Annotated in this window: 17 protein-coding genes and 1 riboswitch; of the genes, 4 read left to right on the top strand and 13 right to left on the bottom strand. The window is 64.4% G+C overall.

All coding sequences use genetic code 11. From position 1 onward, the window contains the following. The first annotated feature begins 62 nt into the window (after nucleotides 1–62). Nucleotides 63–989, top strand: coding sequence for a LysR family transcriptional regulator (locus tag AAHB08_RS11465; protein WP_202047818.1), 927 nt, complete (start codon nucleotides 63–65; stop codon nucleotides 987–989). Between the two features lie 14 nt (nucleotides 990–1,003). Here AAHB08_RS11465 and AAHB08_RS11460 read toward each other — a convergent pair whose 3' ends face one another. From AAHB08_RS11460 to AAHB08_RS11430, 7 genes are all read right to left on the bottom strand, one after another. Then, nucleotides 1,004–1,327 carry a DUF1820 family protein gene (locus AAHB08_RS11460; RefSeq protein WP_139439607.1) on the bottom strand — a complete coding sequence of 108 codons (324 nt, stop codon included), beginning with the start codon at nucleotides 1,325–1,327 and terminating at the stop codon, nucleotides 1,004–1,006. A gap of 118 nt (nucleotides 1,328–1,445) precedes the next feature. Beyond that, entirely contained in the window at nucleotides 1,446–2,348 is a 903-nt protein-coding gene (locus AAHB08_RS11455) for a YjjW family glycine radical enzyme activase (RefSeq protein ID WP_342058987.1), read from the bottom strand. Beyond that, nucleotides 2,338–3,864 (bottom strand): YjjI family glycine radical enzyme, encoded by a 1,527-nt coding sequence (locus tag AAHB08_RS11450; RefSeq protein ID WP_342058986.1) that lies wholly within the window; start codon nucleotides 3,862–3,864, stop codon nucleotides 2,338–2,340. The genes AAHB08_RS11455 and AAHB08_RS11450 overlap by 11 nt, the downstream gene beginning before the upstream one ends. 115 nt (nucleotides 3,865–3,979) lie before the next feature. After that, nucleotides 3,980–4,321: an AzlD domain-containing protein gene (locus AAHB08_RS11445; RefSeq protein ID WP_139439610.1), complete on the bottom strand. Its 342-nt coding sequence runs from the start codon at nucleotides 4,319–4,321 to the stop codon at nucleotides 3,980–3,982. A 2-nt stretch (nucleotides 4,322–4,323) separates the two neighbouring features. Then, nucleotides 4,324–5,037 (bottom strand): AzlC family ABC transporter permease, encoded by a 714-nt coding sequence (locus AAHB08_RS11440; RefSeq protein ID WP_139439611.1) that lies wholly within the window; start codon nucleotides 5,035–5,037, stop codon nucleotides 4,324–4,326. A 120-nt stretch (nucleotides 5,038–5,157) separates the two neighbouring features. Continuing rightward, a complete protein-coding gene (locus AAHB08_RS11435) occupies nucleotides 5,158–5,634 on the bottom strand; it encodes a L,D-transpeptidase family protein (protein WP_041206757.1) in 477 nt (158 codons plus the stop codon). A 337-nt stretch (nucleotides 5,635–5,971) separates the two neighbouring features. After that, complete coding sequence (locus tag AAHB08_RS11430) at nucleotides 5,972–7,822, bottom strand: M3 family metallopeptidase (protein ID WP_342058985.1); 1,851 nt, start codon at nucleotides 7,820–7,822, stop codon at nucleotides 5,972–5,974. Nucleotides 7,823–8,115: 293 nt separating this feature from the next. On the opposite strand from AAHB08_RS11430, the gene AAHB08_RS11425 reads away from it, so the two are divergent. The 3 genes from AAHB08_RS11425 to AAHB08_RS11415 all read left to right on the top strand — a co-directional run bounded on the left by AAHB08_RS11425 (nucleotide 8,116) and on the right by AAHB08_RS11415 (nucleotide 12,270). Further along, entirely contained in the window at nucleotides 8,116–9,801 is a 1,686-nt protein-coding gene (locus AAHB08_RS11425) for a methyl-accepting chemotaxis protein (RefSeq protein ID WP_342058984.1), read from the top strand. A gap of 262 nt (nucleotides 9,802–10,063) precedes the next feature. Continuing rightward, a riboswitch (cyclic di-GMP riboswitch) is annotated at nucleotides 10,064–10,149 on the top strand. 65 nt (nucleotides 10,150–10,214) lie between these two features. Beyond that, nucleotides 10,215–11,639, top strand: coding sequence for an N-acetylglucosamine-binding protein GbpA (gene gbpA, locus AAHB08_RS11420; protein ID WP_342058983.1), 1,425 nt, complete (start codon nucleotides 10,215–10,217; stop codon nucleotides 11,637–11,639). A 100-nt stretch (nucleotides 11,640–11,739) separates the two neighbouring features. Then, complete coding sequence (locus AAHB08_RS11415; protein ID WP_236661780.1) at nucleotides 11,740–12,270, top strand: cytochrome b; 531 nt, start codon at nucleotides 11,740–11,742, stop codon at nucleotides 12,268–12,270. An 89-nt stretch (nucleotides 12,271–12,359) separates the two neighbouring features. Here the strand turns inward: AAHB08_RS11415 and cbl are convergent, their stop codons facing one another. From cbl to AAHB08_RS11385, 6 genes are all read right to left on the bottom strand, one after another. Beyond that, a complete protein-coding gene (gene cbl / locus AAHB08_RS11410; RefSeq protein WP_025325756.1) occupies nucleotides 12,360–13,307 on the bottom strand; it encodes an HTH-type transcriptional regulator Cbl in 948 nt (315 codons plus the stop codon). 116 nt (nucleotides 13,308–13,423) lie between these two features. Next, the gene (locus AAHB08_RS11405; RefSeq protein ID WP_202047812.1) at nucleotides 13,424–14,491 is read right to left on the bottom strand and encodes a sulfate/molybdate ABC transporter ATP-binding protein; all 1,068 of its coding nucleotides are present in this window, start codon (nucleotides 14,489–14,491) and stop codon (nucleotides 13,424–13,426) included. Between the two features lie 22 nt (nucleotides 14,492–14,513). Further along, entirely contained in the window at nucleotides 14,514–15,407 is an 894-nt protein-coding gene (gene cysW / locus AAHB08_RS11400) for a sulfate ABC transporter permease subunit CysW (protein ID WP_342058982.1), read from the bottom strand. Next, nucleotides 15,404–16,243 (bottom strand): sulfate ABC transporter permease subunit CysT, encoded by an 840-nt coding sequence (gene cysT / locus AAHB08_RS11395; RefSeq protein WP_342058981.1) that lies wholly within the window; start codon nucleotides 16,241–16,243, stop codon nucleotides 15,404–15,406. Before cysT ends, cysW begins: the two co-directional genes overlap by 4 nt. Nucleotides 16,244–16,522: 279 nt before the next feature. Further along, complete coding sequence (locus tag AAHB08_RS11390; RefSeq protein ID WP_342058980.1) at nucleotides 16,523–17,098, bottom strand: RBBP9/YdeN family alpha/beta hydrolase; 576 nt, start codon at nucleotides 17,096–17,098, stop codon at nucleotides 16,523–16,525. 39 nt (nucleotides 17,099–17,137) lie between these two features. Further along, nucleotides 17,138–18,139 carry a sulfate ABC transporter substrate-binding protein gene (locus tag AAHB08_RS11385; protein WP_342058979.1) on the bottom strand — a complete coding sequence of 334 codons (1,002 nt, stop codon included), beginning with the start codon at nucleotides 18,137–18,139 and terminating at the stop codon, nucleotides 17,138–17,140. Nucleotides 18,140–18,405: the final 266 nt, after the last annotated feature.

The raw sequence follows: 18,405 nt of genomic DNA, 5'->3' as shown, positions 1-18,405 counted from the left end.
AATCCCGGCAGCCGGACGCCCCCCTCATCCTCGCCCGCACGGGCTTCATCCCGGGAGGTTTCATGGATCTCATCGCGCTCTCACGCCTCGGCGGACGCCATCTGGTGACCCTGCACCTGCTGCTGGACACCCAGAGCGTCACCCGCAGCGCCGAGCGCCTCTGCACCACCCCCTCCACCGTCAGCAAGACTCTCAACCAGCTGCGGGAGCTGCTGGGAGATCAGCTGCTCTATCGCCAGGGCAACCAGCTGTTGCTGACCCCCTTTGCCGAGCGGCTCGGCCCCAGCCTGCGCCGGCTGCTGAGCGAGCTGAACGGCCTCACCAGTCCGGAGGGCTTCAACCCCGCCAGCTGGCAGGGGGAGCTGAATCTGGCGATGCGCGAGAGCAGCATGATCTGGCCCATGGGGCCCGTGCTGGGGAAATTGATGCGGGAGGTGCCCGGGCTGGTGCCCGTCATCTGGAACAAGGATCAGCAGGGACTGGCGGCGCTGGCGGCGGGCAAGCTCGACTTCGTGATCCTGCCCCACGATCAGAGCCAGCCCCTGCCCAGCCAGCCTGGCCTGGTATGGGAGACGCTGCGGGAAGACAAGCTGGTCTGCCTGCTGCGCGCGGATCATCCGGCGCAGGATCAGCCCTGGGATCTGGATGCTTACTTAAGCTGGCGCCATATCGTCATTCGCGACAGCGAGCTGGCCGACCCCTTCTTCGAGCAGAGCCTGGCCCAGCGCCAGGTACGACGCCAGATTGGTGCCACCCTGCCGGACTTTGGCAGTGCCGCCGCCCTGCTGCGCCAGAGCGATCTCATCCTCACCGCCATCGACGGCTGGGCCGGGCAGGCCAGGCCGTCCGGGCTGGTGAGTCGGCCCGTCCCCTTCGATTACGGCGCCGTGACCCACAGCCTGGTGTGGTACGGCCCCCTGGGGGAAGATCCCGCCCTGCACTGGTTCCGCCAGCGGATCCTGCAGCTCGCACGGGAGCTGGGTGCCTGAGAGTACCGGGCGGCTCAGGGCTTCTTGGTGTAGATGGGGCTCGGGAAGGAGGCGACGTTGTTGCCCAGCTCCGTGATGCGGGCTGCCCCCTGCTTGCGCACCTGATCGATGCGCAGCACCTGGTGCATGGGGATCAGGGTGCGGTTGACGTCGGCAAACTCACTCTTGAGCTTCTCGTGACTGGGATCGACGATGAGCGCCGTGTGGTTGTCCCACACGAAGTTCGCGATCTCGATGAAGCCAAACAGCTGGCCCTGATTCACGTCCCTGACATAGACCTCGTAACGCTCGTTGTGACAAATAAACTGCACTCGATATATGGCGTTGGCTTCACTCATGGGTATCTGTTGATGGTGGGCGGTTTTCCCATTCTAGCCGCCACGTTGCGAGCACCAAATAGACAGACGTCACAGTTGCGTCATATCGGGTCTCAGGAGGCAGAACATTCGGCGCCCGTCACAGCGGCGGCAGGGAAACAGGGCCAAATCCTTTCACCTTCAATGCGTTGGACAACCTTTCAAGCTCCTCCATGGCGGCCTTCTGCCAGATCGTCGCCTCTCCGCGCACCCCGTGATGGCGAAAGCCGTTGAGACGAATGGGGACGGGCCCCAGGCTTTGCAGAAAGCTGGCCAGGCCCGCCTCCAGCTTGCCATCGGCATCGATGAAATCAGTGCGCCCCGGTACATGGAGCAGCCGCACTTCCGCCAGCTTGCCCGCCCGCGCAAGCAGTTGCAGCGAGGCCAGTACCCGCTCGCGGCCCTGACCGGTGAGCGCCTGGTGCGCCGACTCGCGCCACCCCTTGAGATCGATCATGGCGCCGTCCAGCACCGGCAGCAGCCGCTGCCAGCCCGTTTCGCCAAGGGAGCCGTTGCTGTCGAGCAGGCAGCTCAGGTGGGCCAGATCCGGCGCGGCCTTGATGGCCGCAAACAGGTCGATCACGAACGGCAGCTGGGTGGTCGCCTCGCCGCCGGAGACTGTGATGCCGGTGAGCAGCGGGCCGTAGCGCCGCAGCAGGGTCAGCACCTCGGCCACCGACATCTGGTGGGTCTTGGGGCTGGCGCTGCGGGGGCAGGCATCCAGGCAGCGATCGCAATCGGTGCAGAGCGACGCCTGCCAGCGCACTCGGCTCTCGCCAGGGCGGCCCTCGACCAGCGTCAGGGCCCCGCTCGGGCAGCCGGGCACGCAGTCGCCACAGTGATCGCACAGCCCTATGGTGTGGGGGTTGTGGCAGCCAGGGCAGCGAAAGTTGCACCCTTGCAGGAAGAGCACCAGCCGGTTGCCGGGGCCGTCCACGCAGGAGAAGGGCAGCCAGCGACTGACCGTCGCCGTGCGCCCTCCCTTGTCATCCTCAGTAGTCACACAAGCTTGCCTCAAGGCCCAGCACCCGCGGCGCCCGCTGGCGGATCCCGGTCAGCTCGCTCGCCTCGGCGCCGAGGCAGGTGGTCTGCAACCGCGACCCTTCGGCGGCGAAGCGGGCCAGGTCGCTCTTGCGGATCATGTAGCCGGTCACCCGCACCAGATCGCTGTCCGCCACGTTGGCACTGAATTCGCGCATGCCGAGGGCGAAGGCCCCCTTGCAGAGCTGCAGCAGCGCCTGCGGGTTCTGGCGTATGGTGGGATCCAGGGTCAGGATCTCGCTGATCCCGGAGTGGTAGTAGCCGTGGTGCGGGGCCAGGGCCAGCAGGTGGCTGGCGGGATCCGGCTCCTCCCCATAAGGGATGCGCACCCCGGGGGTGACCCCCTTGTCCAGGCTGAGCCCGCCCTGGGAGTGCAGCAGGGCACGCCCGCCCCAGGCGTGGGGCTGGGGCCGGGCCGTCACCCAGGCCGAGAGCCGGGCCGAGATGCGATGGCCGACCTGGTTCGCCCCCTCGTCGTGGCCATAGCGCCCGGGCAGCCCCGCCTTATCCATCAGCAGGTTCACCGCCTCCGCCATGCCAAAGATGCCGAACATGGGGACGAAACGCGCCTCCTCGATCAAGCCCTCCTCCACCAGGAAGCTGGCGAAGAAGCCGGACTCTTCGTGCAAGAAGGCGGCCCTTGCCTCGATGAGCCGGGAGGCCTGCTCGCAGTAGTGGGGCAGCCAGCGCGTCATGAACTCCTCGAGGTCGGCGCTCTGTTCGGCCATCCCCTTGAGGGAGAGGCGCACCAGGGTATTGGCGCCACCCCCGAGCGGCAGGGCGTTGTAGCAGCTGACGATGCCAAAGCCGCGCTCGTCGAAGGTCTCCCTGTGGATCGGGTAGTTGACGATGTGGGGCTTGGCGCACTGGGCTATGTTCTGCACCCCCTGCATCAGCAGACTGTCCGGGGTCGATGCGGGATCGTGAAACAGGCTGAGGTTCGGCGCCACCTGCTTGAGCTCGCCGTCGATGCGCAGGATCAGGCGGCAGATCCTGTTGTCGTCGGGGCCTATGTTGACGTGCATGAAGGCATCCGGCAGCACCCTGTCCAGGTAGATCCAGAAGCCTTTCAGCTTGCGATACAGCGTCTCGTCATCCAGCTCCCCGACGAAGGGCAGCAGCAGGTGATCGAGGCGCCCCAGCCAGACCGGCATGCCGGTGACCGAGGGCACATGGTGATAGAGGATGCGCAGGGCATCCAGGGCTTCGTCGAAATCCCGTGGCGGCGCCAGCTCCAGCCAGGGGGAGCCCTGGCGCAGGAACTTCTCGTAATCCGGCAGCACATAGCGCGGCTTGTAGGGGGCATGTCCCTCGAACATGTCGCACAGCACCCCTTGCGCCATCGCCTCGCTCACCTCGGCAGGGAGCGCGGGATAGGGCAGCGCATTCTCGGCGGCAAGCGCCAGGGCATGGCTCTTCTGAGCGGGTGAGAGCAGGGGGTCGCGCACTATGCGCTGGCAGCTGGCGGTGAGGGACATGGGAAACTCCTTGGCGGATGATGCCTAAATCCTCACACTCGAGAGGCCTTTTTTGAAGTGACATTCATAACATAACGGATGTCTGATAGAGACATCCGTTATGCAGGATCACGGCTCAACCCAACCAGGGTAGCAGCGCCGCCAGTCCCCCCTGCCAGCGCAGCAGGAAGAAGCCCCCCATGCCGACCACCACCACCACCAGGGTCGGCAGCCGCAGCAGGGTCAGCACCGTCACCAGCAGGGTCGCGGCCAGGTAATCCGGATCCCACTCCAGCCCCTTGCCCGGCTCATAGCTGAAGACGATGGGCAGCCAGATGGCGGTCAGCACCGACTGGGCCGAGAAGCTGAGGAAGGCCCCCATCTCGGCACCGGGCTGATAGCGGGTCAGCCGCGAGAAGAAGGCGAAGCGGTTGAAAAAGGTGATCAGGGCCAGCAGGCCTATCATCAGCCAGCCCATGGTCATCTCCTCATCCGGTGCAATACATAGCCCACCACCATGCCGGCCAGGGCCGAGATGATGATGTGGATCTCCGCCAGCAGCGGCTTGGTGAGCAGCGCAGTGCCGCCGCTCACCACAGTCGCCGCCACCATGGGCAGGTTCTTCATGGCGGGTATGGTCATGGCGATGAAGGTGGCGGCGATGGCAAAGTCCAGCCCCATCTTGTCCAGCCCCTCGATGTACTGGCCGGCGGCGATGCCGAGCAGGGTCGCCAGGTTCCAGAACAGGTAGAACACGAAGCCCGCGATCAGGGCATAGGCGGGGTTGAAGACGCCGTGGCGCTCCCTGTCCTTGAGTGCCACCGCGAACATCTCGTCGGTCAGGAAGAAGGCGAGGCTGGCACGCCAGCGCAGGGAGAGCGGCAGCACGTCCCGGCGGAAGGTGAAGCCGTAGAGCAGATGCTGGGAGGTGATGACCATGGTGGAACCCATGATGGGCAGCAAGGGGGTGCCCGCCCCGAACAATGTGGTGGCCGAGAGCTGGGCGGCGCCGGCATAGACCAGCAGCGACATCAGCTGGGCCTGCACCGGGCTCAGGCCCGCCTGCAACGCCAGGGCGCCGCACAGTATCCCCCAGGGGATCACGGAAATGGAGAGGGGGAGAATATCCAGGGTGGCGCGCCACCAGAGCACGCCCGTGCGCTCGGGCGCAGGGAGGCTCGTTCCTGACATCATGGGATCATCCTTGTGACTTCCAACGCGAGCCGGAAAAACTAGCACGGCGCGGGATGGGCTGTCACGCCATCCAGGGCGGAAATAAAACGCCCGCTGGGCAGCGGGCGTGAGGGGCGAGGATCAGGGCTCGATGATGATGGGGGTGCCAGGCTCGACGGCGTTCCAGATCTCGTCCATCTCGTGGTTGAGCACGGCGATGCAGCCATTGGTCCAGTTGGACGGCTGTACCCTGCGATCCCCCATGCGGTTGAGCTGACCATGGATCATGATCATGCCGCCCGGGCGCACTCCCAGCTCGTTGGCACGCTTGATGTCGTCCAGATTCGGGTAGTTGATGTGGATAGCCTTGTAGAAGCCGGAATTGCTCTTCTTGTAGTCGAGGGTGTAGCGCCCTTCCGGGGTACGCTGATCCCCTTCCTGCAGCTTGTGCCCCTTGGGAGCCGGCCCCAGGGCGACCCAATAGCGCTTGACCGGCTTGCCATCCTTCATCAGGGTCAGGCTATAGCTCGACTTCTTGACCACCACCATGTCGGCGGACAGGGTGGCAAAACTCAATGCGGGCCACAGCCCCAGCAAACACAACAATACGGCTCTCAATTTCCATCCCTCGACAAGCCTTCAGGGCTTTGTATTTAGCTAATCATCTGAATGTCGCCACTCTCTGGCGGCGAGCGAGCGCCATGATATGGGATCGCCGTGAATACTCAATATATCCAGAGAAACATATCTGTGACCCGCCTCGCCAGCGCTCAGCCAAAGCCTCTGCGCATCACCATAATTAATAGCCAAAACAGATAGATGGCGCAAAAAACAGGCGCACCTTGCGCCCCGACTCGGCGCCGCGGCCAAGATCCCGTCCCGCCTCGCCTGGCTTGCTTCCCGCTGAAATGAACAAGCCCTGCCGATGGGCAGGGCTTGCTGGTCGAGGAGCGCCTCACCGGGCGGCGGCGGGCTCGCGCCGATAATGCTGGCGGATCCAGGCCTCGAAGTCGGCCAGCATGCTGGTCTCCGACTCGAGGTTGTCGGCTATCAGCTCGGCGCCGTGCATCACCCGGATGTGGGCGTCTAGGGGCGTCCCCTCCCCTGCCGGCGGGCGCTGGCTCGCCGCCGTCATGCAGGCTGCGGCCGTCGCCCACGCCTGCGCCACGCTCTGGTTGCACGCCTTGGCCAGGGGAGCGGCGCTGAAGCCTTCCCCAGTGAGGCTCCTGAGCGTCTCATCGTGGGTCATGCCGTTGCCCGGCCCCCAGTAGTGAGCGGCCAGATCCGGCCCGATGCGCGGGTTGTCGGTGAGGTAGCCGTCGCGCGCCAGGAAGTAGGCACGGGTCTGCTCCACCGCCATCAGCGCCAGCAGGTAGCCGTGATAGGCGCAGGCCGACTCCTGATTCAGCAGGTGCGGAATGGCCAGCAGCGGACGCGGGCTCTCCACCCCCAGGATCTGGCGCTCCCAGCGACGGGCCAGCGCCAGCACTGCCTCTGGAGTGCGCTCGCTCTCTGCCATGGCGTAGAGATCCCGCTCGAAGTAGGCCACCAGCGCGATCTGGCGCTCGTTGAAGGCCCGAAACGGCTGGCGCGCCTCTATCATCCCCTTGATGAGCTCGTCGGGAATCGCCTCCCCCGCCGCGTTCCTGGCGTAGCCCTTGAGCCAGTCGGCGTCGTCCAGCAGGCTGTCGCAGAACATGGACTGGGTCTCGGCATAGGCCATGGAGGTGGGCGGGAACTCCTGGGAGAAGCAGGGGGCGTTGCCGGTGACGTTGGCAAAGTGCGCCGCATGGCCCCCCTCGTGGAACAGGGTGTTGAGGCCGCTCCAGCCGCTGCCCACCTGGGCCGGATCCGCCAGGCTGGTGAAGTTGACCACCGCCGGGACCCACTCCCCCTCCTGCCAGAAGCTCGGCACCGGGCCATGACAGAAGCCGTTCTCGTATTTTCCCTCCCGGGTCAGCAGATCCAGGGTCAGGGTGGCGCCGCGATACTGGATGCCGAGGCGGCGGAAGCTCTGGACCCAATCCTTCAGCGCCCGGGAGAAGGGCACATAGGGGTCGAGCTGGCGGGTCACGTCGCCGCTCACGCTGTAGCGCAGGTTGTGGGGCAGCAGGGCCGCCTCCCCCTTGGCGGATTTCAGCTCCGCCAGGCTCTGGTGCACCCGCTGCTCGGTGCGGGCGATGAAGTCGTCGAGCACGGCGAACAGCTGCTCCGGGCTCATCTGCTCGTTCTTGTGCACCTTGTAGTCGAAGTAGTCCCGATAGCCCATGGCCCGGGCGAAGCGGTTGCGCAGGGCCACCACCTCGAGAAAGCCGTTGCCGACCACCCACTGCTCCAGAGTATGGAACATGGCGATCGCACTCTGGCGCACCGCCTCGTCGCTACTGGCGGCCAGCGCCGTGCTGGCGGCGGGCAGGCTGCCGGCCACTTGCTGGCCCTGTTCGTCCAGCAGGGTGAGCCTGAGCCCCTTGCGGCGGGCGAACAGATCCGCCTCGGCGGCCACCAGCTCGTCCATCAGGGCGGCGGCGGCCGGATCCTCGATGACGTTGCACTCGAAGAAGGCTATCCAGCCTCCCAGACCGCGCTTGAGCTCTTCTTCCTCGGCCTGGGCCAGCATCTCCCGCAGTACCGGCAGACGAGCAGGATCGGCGCAGAACGCCTTGTAGGCCTGCTCGGCGGCGGTGAAGCCGGCCTGATCGTCGCTGATGCCCATGTAGGTGGACCAGAACAGATCCTCCTTGCGCCTGTGTACTCGCAGGTAGTCGGCGTTGAGCTGGTTCAAGTAATTCCTGGCAATGGAACTCATAACTTCCCTCTTGTTATGGGGCGGCCACGGGGGCGCCCACTCCTTTTTGGTGAAATGCCAACTCATTCACACTTCCTGCAAATAGAGCCGGCAAATGGTGCGCCGGGATGCGCCAGACCACGCTACCAAAAGCGAGGGTTTCTGTCTGCTGGCTATACTGGTTGCCAACACACTCAATTGGCAATCAACCATCACAACCTCTTGAAAGTTAAATAAATGTTAAACACAAAACAATCAAGGCCAGCCAGCTGACTGGCCCTCACCAGATCCGCACGGGAAAGAAGGAAAAGACTATGTTCAAGCTCGGTGATATCGCCGTGAGTCGCAAACTGATGCTGCTGCTCTCGGTGGCGCTGGTCGGCTTCATCGCACTGCTGCTCATCTCCGCCAGTGCCCTGCATCGCAACCTGATGAGTGAGCGGGAAGCCAGACTGCAGGCGGTGCTGGATCTCGCCATGAGCCGGATCCAGACCCTGGCCGCCACCCTGCCCGCCCCAGAGGCCCAGGCGCAAGCCAAGGCCATGCTCGACAGCATGCGCTTCGATGGGGACAACTATCTGTTCGTGCTGGACGAGGATCGCCGGGTGGTGGTGCACCCTGCCAAGCCCGAGCTGGTCGGCCAGCAGATGGGCGGGACGCCCGCCGAATCCCACTGGCAGCGCATGGTGGATCTCGGCAAGGGCGGTCATCAGGGCCGTCTGGAGTACCAGTGGCTCTCCCCCTCCGGCGAGGCGGCCCAGAAGATGTCCCTGGTGACCGGCTACCAGCCCTGGGGCTGGATCCTGGGCTCGGGCGTGCTGCTGCAGGACATCGAGGCCACCATCTGGTCCCAGTATGAGCTGATGGGAGGGGCCACCCTGCTGGTGATCCTGCTGATGGGGTGGCTTGGAGTGGCCATCAGCCGCTCCATCGTCAGGCCGCTCGCCGAGATCAAGGGGGCCATGGCCCAGGTGGCGGCCGGGGATCTGGTGGTGAGCATCCCGGTGCATGGCAAGGATGAGCTGGGGGCCGTCGCCACCAGCACCAATCAGGGGCTGGACGCCATTCGCCGCGCCCTGCTGGAAGCCAGCCAGGGGGCCCGCAACGTGGCGGATGCCGCCCTGCGCATCGCCGCCTCCGCCGAGCAGACCAACCAGGCGGTCAACAGCCAGCGGGATCAGCTGGCCCAGCTCGCCACCGCCATGAACGAGATGAGCGCCACCATCTCGGATGTGGCGGGCCACGCCGAGAACACCGCCCGCGACACCCGGGACGCCACCAGCGAGGCCGGGCTCGGCAACGAAGACGTCCACGCCAGCGTGCACGGCATCCAGGCGCTCGCCACCGAGGTGGAGCAGGCCACCCATCAGGTCAATCGACTCAAGGAGGGGGTGATGCAGATAGGGGAGGTGACCGCCGTCATCAGCGCCATCTCGGATCAGACCAATCTGCTGGCCCTCAACGCCGCCATAGAGGCGGCCCGGGCCGGCGAGCAGGGTCGCGGCTTCGCCGTGGTGGCCGACGAGGTGCGCCAGCTGGCCAGCCGCACCCGCCACTCCACCGAGGAGATCCAGAGCACCATCACCCAGTTGCAGCAGCGGGCGGTGACCGCCGCCAGCGCCATGGATGCCAGCCGCAAGCTGGCGGAGAGCAGCGTCGGCCAGTCCGAGAAGGCGGGGCAGGATCTCTCCCTCATCGTCAACCACATCCAGCACGTGAGCGATATGGCGACCCAGATAGCCACGGCGGCGGAGCAGCAGAGCATGGTGGCGGAAGACATGAACCGCAACGTCAACGGCATCAACGACTCGGCGCTCGAGATGTCCCAGGCCGCCTCCCAGCTGGCCCAGGAGAGCGAGTTGCTGGCCGGACTGTCGCGCAGCCTGGACGAGCGGCTGGCGGTGTTCAGGCTCGGCAATGGCCTCCCCCGGGATCTGGCGCCCGGTCAGGCCCCGCGCCCCTCGCCCTCCCGCCGCTCAGACCAGTACCCGCACCACTGACCGTCTGACACAGTCCCATCCCCTGCCGGCCTCGCCGGCAGGGGATTTTTTCATTGATGAAAAATGTCGCGATTTTGCATCTTTTGACAGAGCTGGCGAAGAAAAACCCAACTTGATGAATTAAATATAATTTTAAAAACAGAGTGTTAAGTGTTTGCTCTACTCCGATGAGGTCAAGCTGTAAAGATTTACACTTAATAATTTAATCAAAAGAAGCCATCATGGTGGCGCCGTCCTCAAGGGCGGCACCCTGACCCTTTATGTAGTCATTTGGCAAACTGGTTGAAAGGCCAGGACGCAAAGCCTCCGGTCTAAAGACATGTCGTCCAGGATAGCGGGGTTGCCACACTCAGGTGTGTCACGGGGAATTCCCCTGCCAACTTGACTGCCCACATCACCGAACAGAGGAATGTATGGCAGCAAAAATTCAACTCAATCATGTGGCCGCGGCGCTGGCGCTGCTGGCCAGCGGCGGCGTGCTCGCCCACGGTTACATCAGCCAGCCGGAAGGGCGCAACTATCTGTGCAAGACCGGCGGCAACAGCCAGTGTGGCGCCATTCAATGGGAGCCCCAGAGCCTGGAGGCGCCGTCCGGCTTCCCCGATGGCGGCCCCGCCGACGGCCAGATCGCCTCGGCCGGGCATCCGCAATTCGGTGAACTCGATGTCCAGACCAGCGATCGCTGGACCAAGCGCCAGGTGCAGGCCGGGCCCTTCGCCATCGGCTGGACCTTCACCGCCAACCACGTGACCCGCAACTGGCGCTACTACCTCACCAAGCAGGAGTGGAACCCGAACCAGCCCCTGACCAGGGACTCCTTCGATCTCAATCCGTTCTGCGTCATCGACGGGGGCATGGTGCAACCGCCCAAGCAGGTCACCCATCAGTGCACCCTGCCGGCGCGCACCGGCTACCAGGTCATCCTCGGGGTCTGGGAGGTGGGCGATACCGCCAACAGCTTCTACAACCTCATCGACGCCCAGTTCGATGGCGGCACCCAGCCGCCGCTGACCTGGAGCCAGGGCGGGACCATCTACCCCTCCACCGATCTGGTGGTCGGCGACAAGGCCAAGACCCGGGTATTCGACGCCAACGGCGAGCGCACCGATCTGCAGACAGTGCTGACCATAGGCTCCGCCGAGCAGGGTCAGAAGAACAACTGGGCCCACGATCTGGCCGCCAGGATCAACGCCGAGCAGAGCCAGATCCGCGCAGGCCAACAGGGCACAGATGGCCAGTTCAACCCGGTCTACGGCCAGAACCCCGTCTACCTGAAGGCGGGCAGCAACCTGCAGCGGGTCGAGGTCCAGCTCGAACAGCAGCAACCCCCGGTGGGCAACAGCATCAGCGTAAGCGGACTGGAGAGCGAATACCTGCTCGACAACGGCAAGGTCACCCTCAACTTCACCGTCACGGCCGAGGGGGATCTCGCGGTCACCAACACCCTGTATGACCATGGCGGCGCCGCCAAGGGCCAGACCGGCGCCGACATCAAGGACAGCAGCCAGAGCTTCACCATGGCGGTCGGCGGTCTGAGCGCCGGCCACCACCAGCTGGTGATCGAGGGCAAGCCGAAGGCGGGCGGTGCCCCCCTGCAGCAGACCCTGGACCTGATGTTCAAGGATCCCGCCAGCGGCGGTGACTACCAGTACAGCTTCCCGGAGGGACTCAAATCCTATGCTGCGGGCACCAAGGTGCTGCAGCCGAAAGATGGCAAGATCTATCAGTGCAAGCCCTACCCCTACAGCGGCTGGTGCACCATCTGGACCAGCACGGCGACCCAGTATGAGCCCGGCGTGGGCACCAACTGGCAGGATGCCTGGACCCTGGTGAACTGATCCCCCGCAAGCAGAAGAGGCCCGAGCGGCCTCTTTTTTGTGCCTGTCATCCGGGCTCACGGTGCCTCTCTGCACCCTGGGCCCCAGTCGGAAAAATCCCATGACGAAAGACTACTATGACCCCCTGAGCCGCCTGCTGCACTGGCTGATGGCCGCCGTCATCCTCTACGCCACCCTGGCGGGCTACCTGATGCACCTGGTGATCGACAGCCACCCCAGGCTGTTTCAGTTTCTGTCGGTGTTGAACATGTCGATGGCGACCCTGATCACCCCGCTCTTCCTGCTGCGCTGGGGCTGGCGGCACTGGCGCGCGCCCCTGCCCGAAGATCAGGCCCAGCCTCACCATCCCGCCGCCAGGCTGGCGCACGCCCTGCTCTACGGCCTGATGTTTGTGGTGCTGCTGAGCGGCTTCCTGATGCTGGAGCAGGGCTACTCCCTGTTCTGGCTCTACCCGGTCGCCAACCCGATCGGCTCACCGGAGATCAACGCCTTCTTCTTTGGCGTCCACCGCCTCGGCTGCCTGGCGCTGGCTGCGCTGGTCCTGCTGCACGTGGCCGCCGCCCTCTACCATCACAGGATCAAGGGGGATCGCACCCTGTATCGCATGCTGGGTCCCCAGAGCGGGCGCTAACCAATGCGCGAGGCTCTGGGCCTGGCTGAGGTGTCGAATAAGCAAGCAGGGAGCCAAGGGCTCCCTGTTTTTCGGACGCAGCGAGGCATTCAGATCTGGTAATCGAGCAGGGGCTCGTTGCTCATGGCCCTGGCCTGGATCTCCGCCAGCGCCAGCTCGGGGTTGCAGAGCTGGATGAACTGCCAGGTGAAGTTGTGCTGGAACTGCCCCTGCTTGAGGCCGATCCAGGCGGTGTGCGGCGCAAACAGCCGGCTGCCGTCGAGCTGCACCAGCCCCTTGTCCCGCTGGGGATCGAACGCCATGTCCGCCAGTATGCCCACCCCCATCTCCAGCTCGACATAGGTCTTGATGACGTCGGAATCCTGGGCGGTCAGCAGGATCTGCGGATGTATCCCCGCCTCGGCGAAGGCCTCATCCACCCGCACCCGCCCCGTCAGGCCCGCCTGATAGGTCACTATGGGCCAATGGGCCAGGGCCGCCAGGGTGAGTTCCCGCTCGGCGGTGAGCGGGTGCTGCTCCGGCACCACTATGTTGTGGTGCCAGCGGTAGTAGGGAAACGCGACCACGCCTTCGCTCTTGTCGAGCTGCTCGCTGCTGATGCCGATGTCCACCTCGCCGGTCTGCACCAGCCGCACTATCTCCTCCGGGCTGCCCTGACGCAGCTCCAGCTGCACCAGGGGGAACTGCTCGCGAAACGCCTTCACCACACGGGGCAGGGCATAGCGCGCCTGGGTGTGAGTGGTCGCTACCAGCAGCCGCCCCGAATCCCGGTTGGCGAAGGTGCTGGCCAGTTTGCGGATATTGTCGGCGTCCCCCAGGATGCGCTCGGCGATCACCAGCAGCTCCTTGCCCGGCTCCGTCATGCCGAGCAACCGCTTGCCGTAACGGATGAAGAGCGCGAGCCCCAGCTCCTCCTCCAGCTCGCGGATATGGCGGCTGACCCCGGACTGGGAGGTAAAGAGGGCATTGGCCACCTCGGTCAGGTTGTAATCCCGCCGCGCCGCTTCCCGGATAATGCGTAATTGCTGAAAATTCACCTCATCGCCTCCTGCGCTGAGTGGCGGTGGATGCTGCCACCGTCCTCTTGTTATTGGGTGGCCGGATCAGAGTCCGGCTGCAAGCCTGAAAAGAGTCTCGTCTTGGGCACTCGCCCTCAAATCTGGTAGTCGGGATAGAGCTGCGCATGTCGGGCCACCAGACGCACCCCCTGGCCGGGGGCGAAGGCACGGGCGGCCTCCTTGCTCAGCTCGGCCTCGTAGTGAGCCCCCCTGGTCTCGCCATCCCCGCGCAACTCCACCCGGATCCGCGGCCCCATGGGCAGCAGACGGGTGATGGTGGCGCTGATGCCACCCGGTGCATCCGCCGGCAGTATCTCCAGCTCGTGGGGGCGCACATAGGCAATGGCCGCACTGCCCTGTGCCAGCTGGGAGCTGATGGGGCCCCCCAGCTGCTGCTCACCTATGCCAAGCCCCTGCCCGGCCACCCGGCCGCGGAACAGGTTCACGCTGCCGAGGAAGCTGTGCACGAAGGCGGTGGCGGGCTGGTCATAGACCTCGGCCGGAGTGCCGATCTGCTCGACCCGCCCTGCGTTCATCAGCACCACCCGATCCGCCACCTCCAGCGCCTCCTCCTGATCGTGGGTCACGAACAAGCTGGTGACGTGCAGCTCGTCGTGCAGCTCCCGCAGCCAGCGGCGCAGCTCCTTGCGCACCTGTGCGTCGAGGGCACCGAACGGCTCGTCCAGCAGCAGCACCTTGGGCTGCACCGCCAGGGCGCGGGCCAGGGCGACCCGCTGGCGCTGGCCACCGGAGAGCTGGGTCGGATAGCGCTCGGCCACGTGGCTGAGCTGCACCAGATCCAGCAGCTCCTTGACCCGGGCGCGGATGCTGGCTTCATTCGGCCGATCGGAACGCGGCTTGACCCGCAGGCCAAACGCCACGTTCTCGAACACCGTCATGTGCCTGAACAGGGCGTAGTGCTGGAACACGAAACCGACGTTGCGCTCGCGCACGTGGAGATCAGAGGCATCCTCGCCACGAATGATGACGTTGCCGCTGTCGGCCTGCTCCAACCCGGCGATGATCCGCAGCAGTGTGGTCTTGCCGCAGCCGGAGGGGCCGAGCAGCGCCACCAGTTCACCGTCGTGAAAATCGAGGTTGATGTCGGCCAGGGCCGCGTACTGATTGAAATGCTTGTTGAGTCCTTGTACCTGAATGCTCATGGCAGCCTCTTGAATTCGGTGATCAGTGAGAGTGAGTGGGCTGAGCGCGCAGCCGGGCCAGCAGGGTCTCCCCCAGCAGGGTGAAGATCCCGAACAGGGCCAGCAGGCTCGCCACCGCGAAGGCGGCGCCGGTCTGGTACTCGTTGTAGAGGATCTCGATGTGCAGCGGCAGGGTATTGGTCTGGCCGCGAATGTGGCCGGAGACCACGGAGACGGCGCCAAACTCCCCCACCGCCCGGGCAGTACAGAGCAGCAGGCCGTACATCAGGCTCCAGCGGATGCCGGGCAGGGTGACCCGCCAGAACATCTGCAGGCCGCTCGCCCCCAGCATGATGGCGGCTTCCTCCTCTTCCGGACCACGGGCCTCCATCTGGGGCAGCAGCTCGCGCACCACGAAGGGCACGGTAATGAAGGTGGTCGCCAATATGATCCCCGGGGTGGCGAAGATGATCTTGATGTCGTGCTCGCTCAGCCAGTCGCCGAACCAGCCGCGGCTGCCGAACATCAGCACGAACATCAGGCCCGCTATCACCGGGGAGACCGAGAACGGCAGATCGATGAGTGTGATGAGCAGCTGCCGGCCCGGGAAGCGGAAACGGGCGATGGCCCAGGCGGCCGCCAGCCCGAACAGCAGGTTGAGGGGCACGGAGCAGAGGGTCACCAGGGCGGTCAGGCCGAGGGCGCTCAGGGCATCCGGCTCGCTGATGGCATGCCAGAAGAAGGCGAGGCCCGGGCTCAGGGCCTGGATAAAGACGGTGGCCAGCGGCAGCAACAGCAGGGCGGCGAACCAGCCCAGCCCGACGCTGATCAGCAGCCACTTCACCCAGGCGGGCTCACGGGTCACGGCAGGTTGGCGTACCTGAGTGGCAGGCACTCCATCGAGGGCCAGATCCAGGCTTGCGTTGGATGCGTTCATATCCGGCTTCCTCCGATGCGTGCCCAGCTCCAGGCCTGCAACTTGTTGATGATCAACAGCAAAACAAACGAGATCAGCAGCATGACGGAGGCGATGGCCGAGGCACCGGCATAGTCATACTCCTCCAGGTGGCTCATGATCATCAGCGGCGCGATTTCCGACACCATCGGCAAATTTCCGGCGATAAAGATGACGGAGCCGTACTCCCCTACCCCGCGGGCAAACGCCAGGGCGAAACCGGTGAGCAGCGCCGGGATCAGGGTCGGCCACAACACTCGCGCGAAGGTCTGCCAGCGATTGGCCCCCAGGCTGGCGGCGGCCTCCTCCTGTTCGGTCTCAGCCTCTCGCAGTACGGGCTGCAGGGTGCGCACCACAAACGGCAACCCGATGAAGGTGAGGGCGATCACCACCCCTATGGGGTTGTAGGCGAGCTCGATGCCAAAGGGGGCAACCCACTGACCTATCCAGCCGTTGGGGGCGAAGATGGCGCACAGGGCGATGCCGGACACCGCAGTGGGCATGGCGAACGGCAGGTCGATGAGCGCATCCACCAGGCGACGCCCGGGGAAGCTGTAACGCACAAGCACCCAGGCCAGGATCAGGCCGAACAGGCTGTTGAGCAGGGCCGCGACAAAGGCGGCCCCGAAGCTGAGCCTAAAGGAGGCGAGTACCCGGGGAGAGCCGATAACCTGCCAGAACTCGGCGGCGCTCAGGTGGTTCACCGCAAACAACACCAGCGCCGAGAGGGGCAACAGCACCAGTATGCTCAGGTAGAGCAGACTGAAGCCCAGGGTCGGCCCCAGACCAGGGAGGACGGAATAAGAACTTAATCGCATAACACATCCGTTTGTTATAAATACTTTCGATACGCTGATTCTGCTCACGACCGCCAGTGACAACAAACACCAATAACGCCTTTGCTAAGCACTTTTTTATCTAACAACGGCAAACCAGGGCCTTTAGAGTGATAAATAGAAAAAAAGGTCTTTTATATAAATAAAAGACCTAACAAACGGAGCGGTGAAACCTGAACTGTGGAGACAGTCACTATGGGATCAGGGTGGCGAGCCTGTCTGATATCTTGCGGGAACTCTCCTTGTCATATGGGCAGAGGGTCAGCGGAAGCTGAGGGCAGCCCGCCTGCCCCATTCGGTCGAGGCGGGATCCACCACCATCTCGGCCCTGTGATGAAGGGTGTTCAGCAGATTGAGCCCCTGACTCCACTCCCCATGACCGGACTGGGCATTGATGTGGCCAACCTCGCCGGCATCGAACAGCGGCACCTGCCACTGGCGACTCCAATACTCGGCACGTTCGAAGCTCATCCAGGGATCGTTGCGGCTGGCGATAAGCTGGGCGGACACCTTGATGGAGCCCGTCAGCGCCTCGTCCGGGATGCCGAAGCGGGCCGGATCCGCAGGTGCCACTATCAGGATGGAGGAGACCTTGTCCGGTTGCAGCCGGGCGGCGGCAATCGCCGTCAAAGCGCCGAAGGAGTGGGCCACCAGGTGGACCCGGCTGCGGCGGCTTCTGAGCTTGCTCGCCAGCTTGGTGCTCCAGACCGTGAGGTCCGGCTTGTCCCAGGGCAGACCCAGCATCCGCTGCCACTGGGGAAATTGCTGGTGCCAGCGACTCTGCCAGTGATCCGGCCCACTGTTGTGCAGACCGGGAACCAGAAGGATCTTGTTCATCATGGTGCTCCTATCTGTTGTCACAGGGACCAATCACCGTTAGCGGCCCGGTTGGTAAATCTGGTCGAACAGCCCGCCCTGGGCGAAGTGCGTCTTCTGTGCCTTGTCCCAATCCCCTTCCAGATCCTTGACGGTAAAGAGCGCCAGCTGCGGGAACTGGGCCGATGTCTCCTTGAGGATTGCCGGGTTGCTCGGGCGATAATGGTACTTGGCGATGATCCGCTGCCCCTCGTCGGAATAGAGGTAGTCAAGATAGCCCTTGGCGACCGCTTCGGTGCCGTGCTTCTTGGCTACCTTGTCCACCACGGCAACCGGGGGTTCGGCCAGGATGGAGACCGAGGGCACCACGAGCTCGAACTTGTCGCTGGTCCCCGGCTGATTCAGCACCAGCAGGGCTTCGTTCTCCCAGGCCAGCAAGACGTCGCCGAGGCCCCGCTCGATGAAGCTGGTGGTGGCGCCCCGGGCGCCGGAATCCAGCACCTTCACGTTCTTGAACAGATCGCCGACAAACTGCCTGGCCCCCTCTTCAGTACCGCTCTTCTTCAGGGCATAGCCCCAGGCAGCCAGGTAATTCCAGCGCGCACCGCCGGAGGTCTTGGGGTTCGGGGTCACGATGGCGACATCCTTGCGAACCAGATCGCCCCAGTCCTTGATCTGCTTGGGGTTGCCCTTGCGCACCAGGAAGACGATGGTGGAGGTATAGGGAGACGCATTGTTGGCCAGGCGTCCCTCCCAATCGCTGGCGGTAAGACCCGCCTTGGCCACGGCATCGACATCATAGGCCAGCGCCAGGGAGACCACGTCCGCCTCCAGGCCGTCCACCACGGCACGGGCCTGCTTGCCGGAGCCACCGTGTGACTGGCTCACCACCACATCATCCCCCGTCTTGGCCTTCCACTCCTTGGCAAAGGCGCTGTTGTATTCCTGGAACAGCTCGCGGGTCGGGTCATAAGAGACGTTGAGCAGGCGCACCTCGGCCGCATTGGCCTGGCCGAGTGCCAGCAGAGAGAGCAGGGTCAGGGCGGTCATTCGCAATTTCATGGTGATACTCCATATCGTTGGGTTGAGTACAGAATGCCGCCTTCCACATATATCAGGAAGAAAGAAAAAGCGCTTTGCTTATCTCTTTTACGCATATTAGGCCAATCACCAACCCACGCTAACAGCCTCGATCAAGCCCCTCCATGCCACTGGTCGCCCAACTCGTCACTCATCACCGTCAGATTGCAGGCACGAAAAAGCCCAGTCTGTTGACTGGGCTTGCTCACTCGCGTGCTGAAGGCGCATAGCAAAAAGGCCTTCCCCTG

Origin of the sequence: Aeromonas sp. OTU364, from assembly GCF_038440395.1 — a bacterium.
Taxonomy (GTDB): domain Bacteria; phylum Pseudomonadota; class Gammaproteobacteria; order Enterobacterales; family Aeromonadaceae; genus Aeromonas.
The sequence above is the reverse complement of the archived record's forward strand: the minus strand, read 5'-3'. Positions and strand labels throughout refer to the sequence as shown.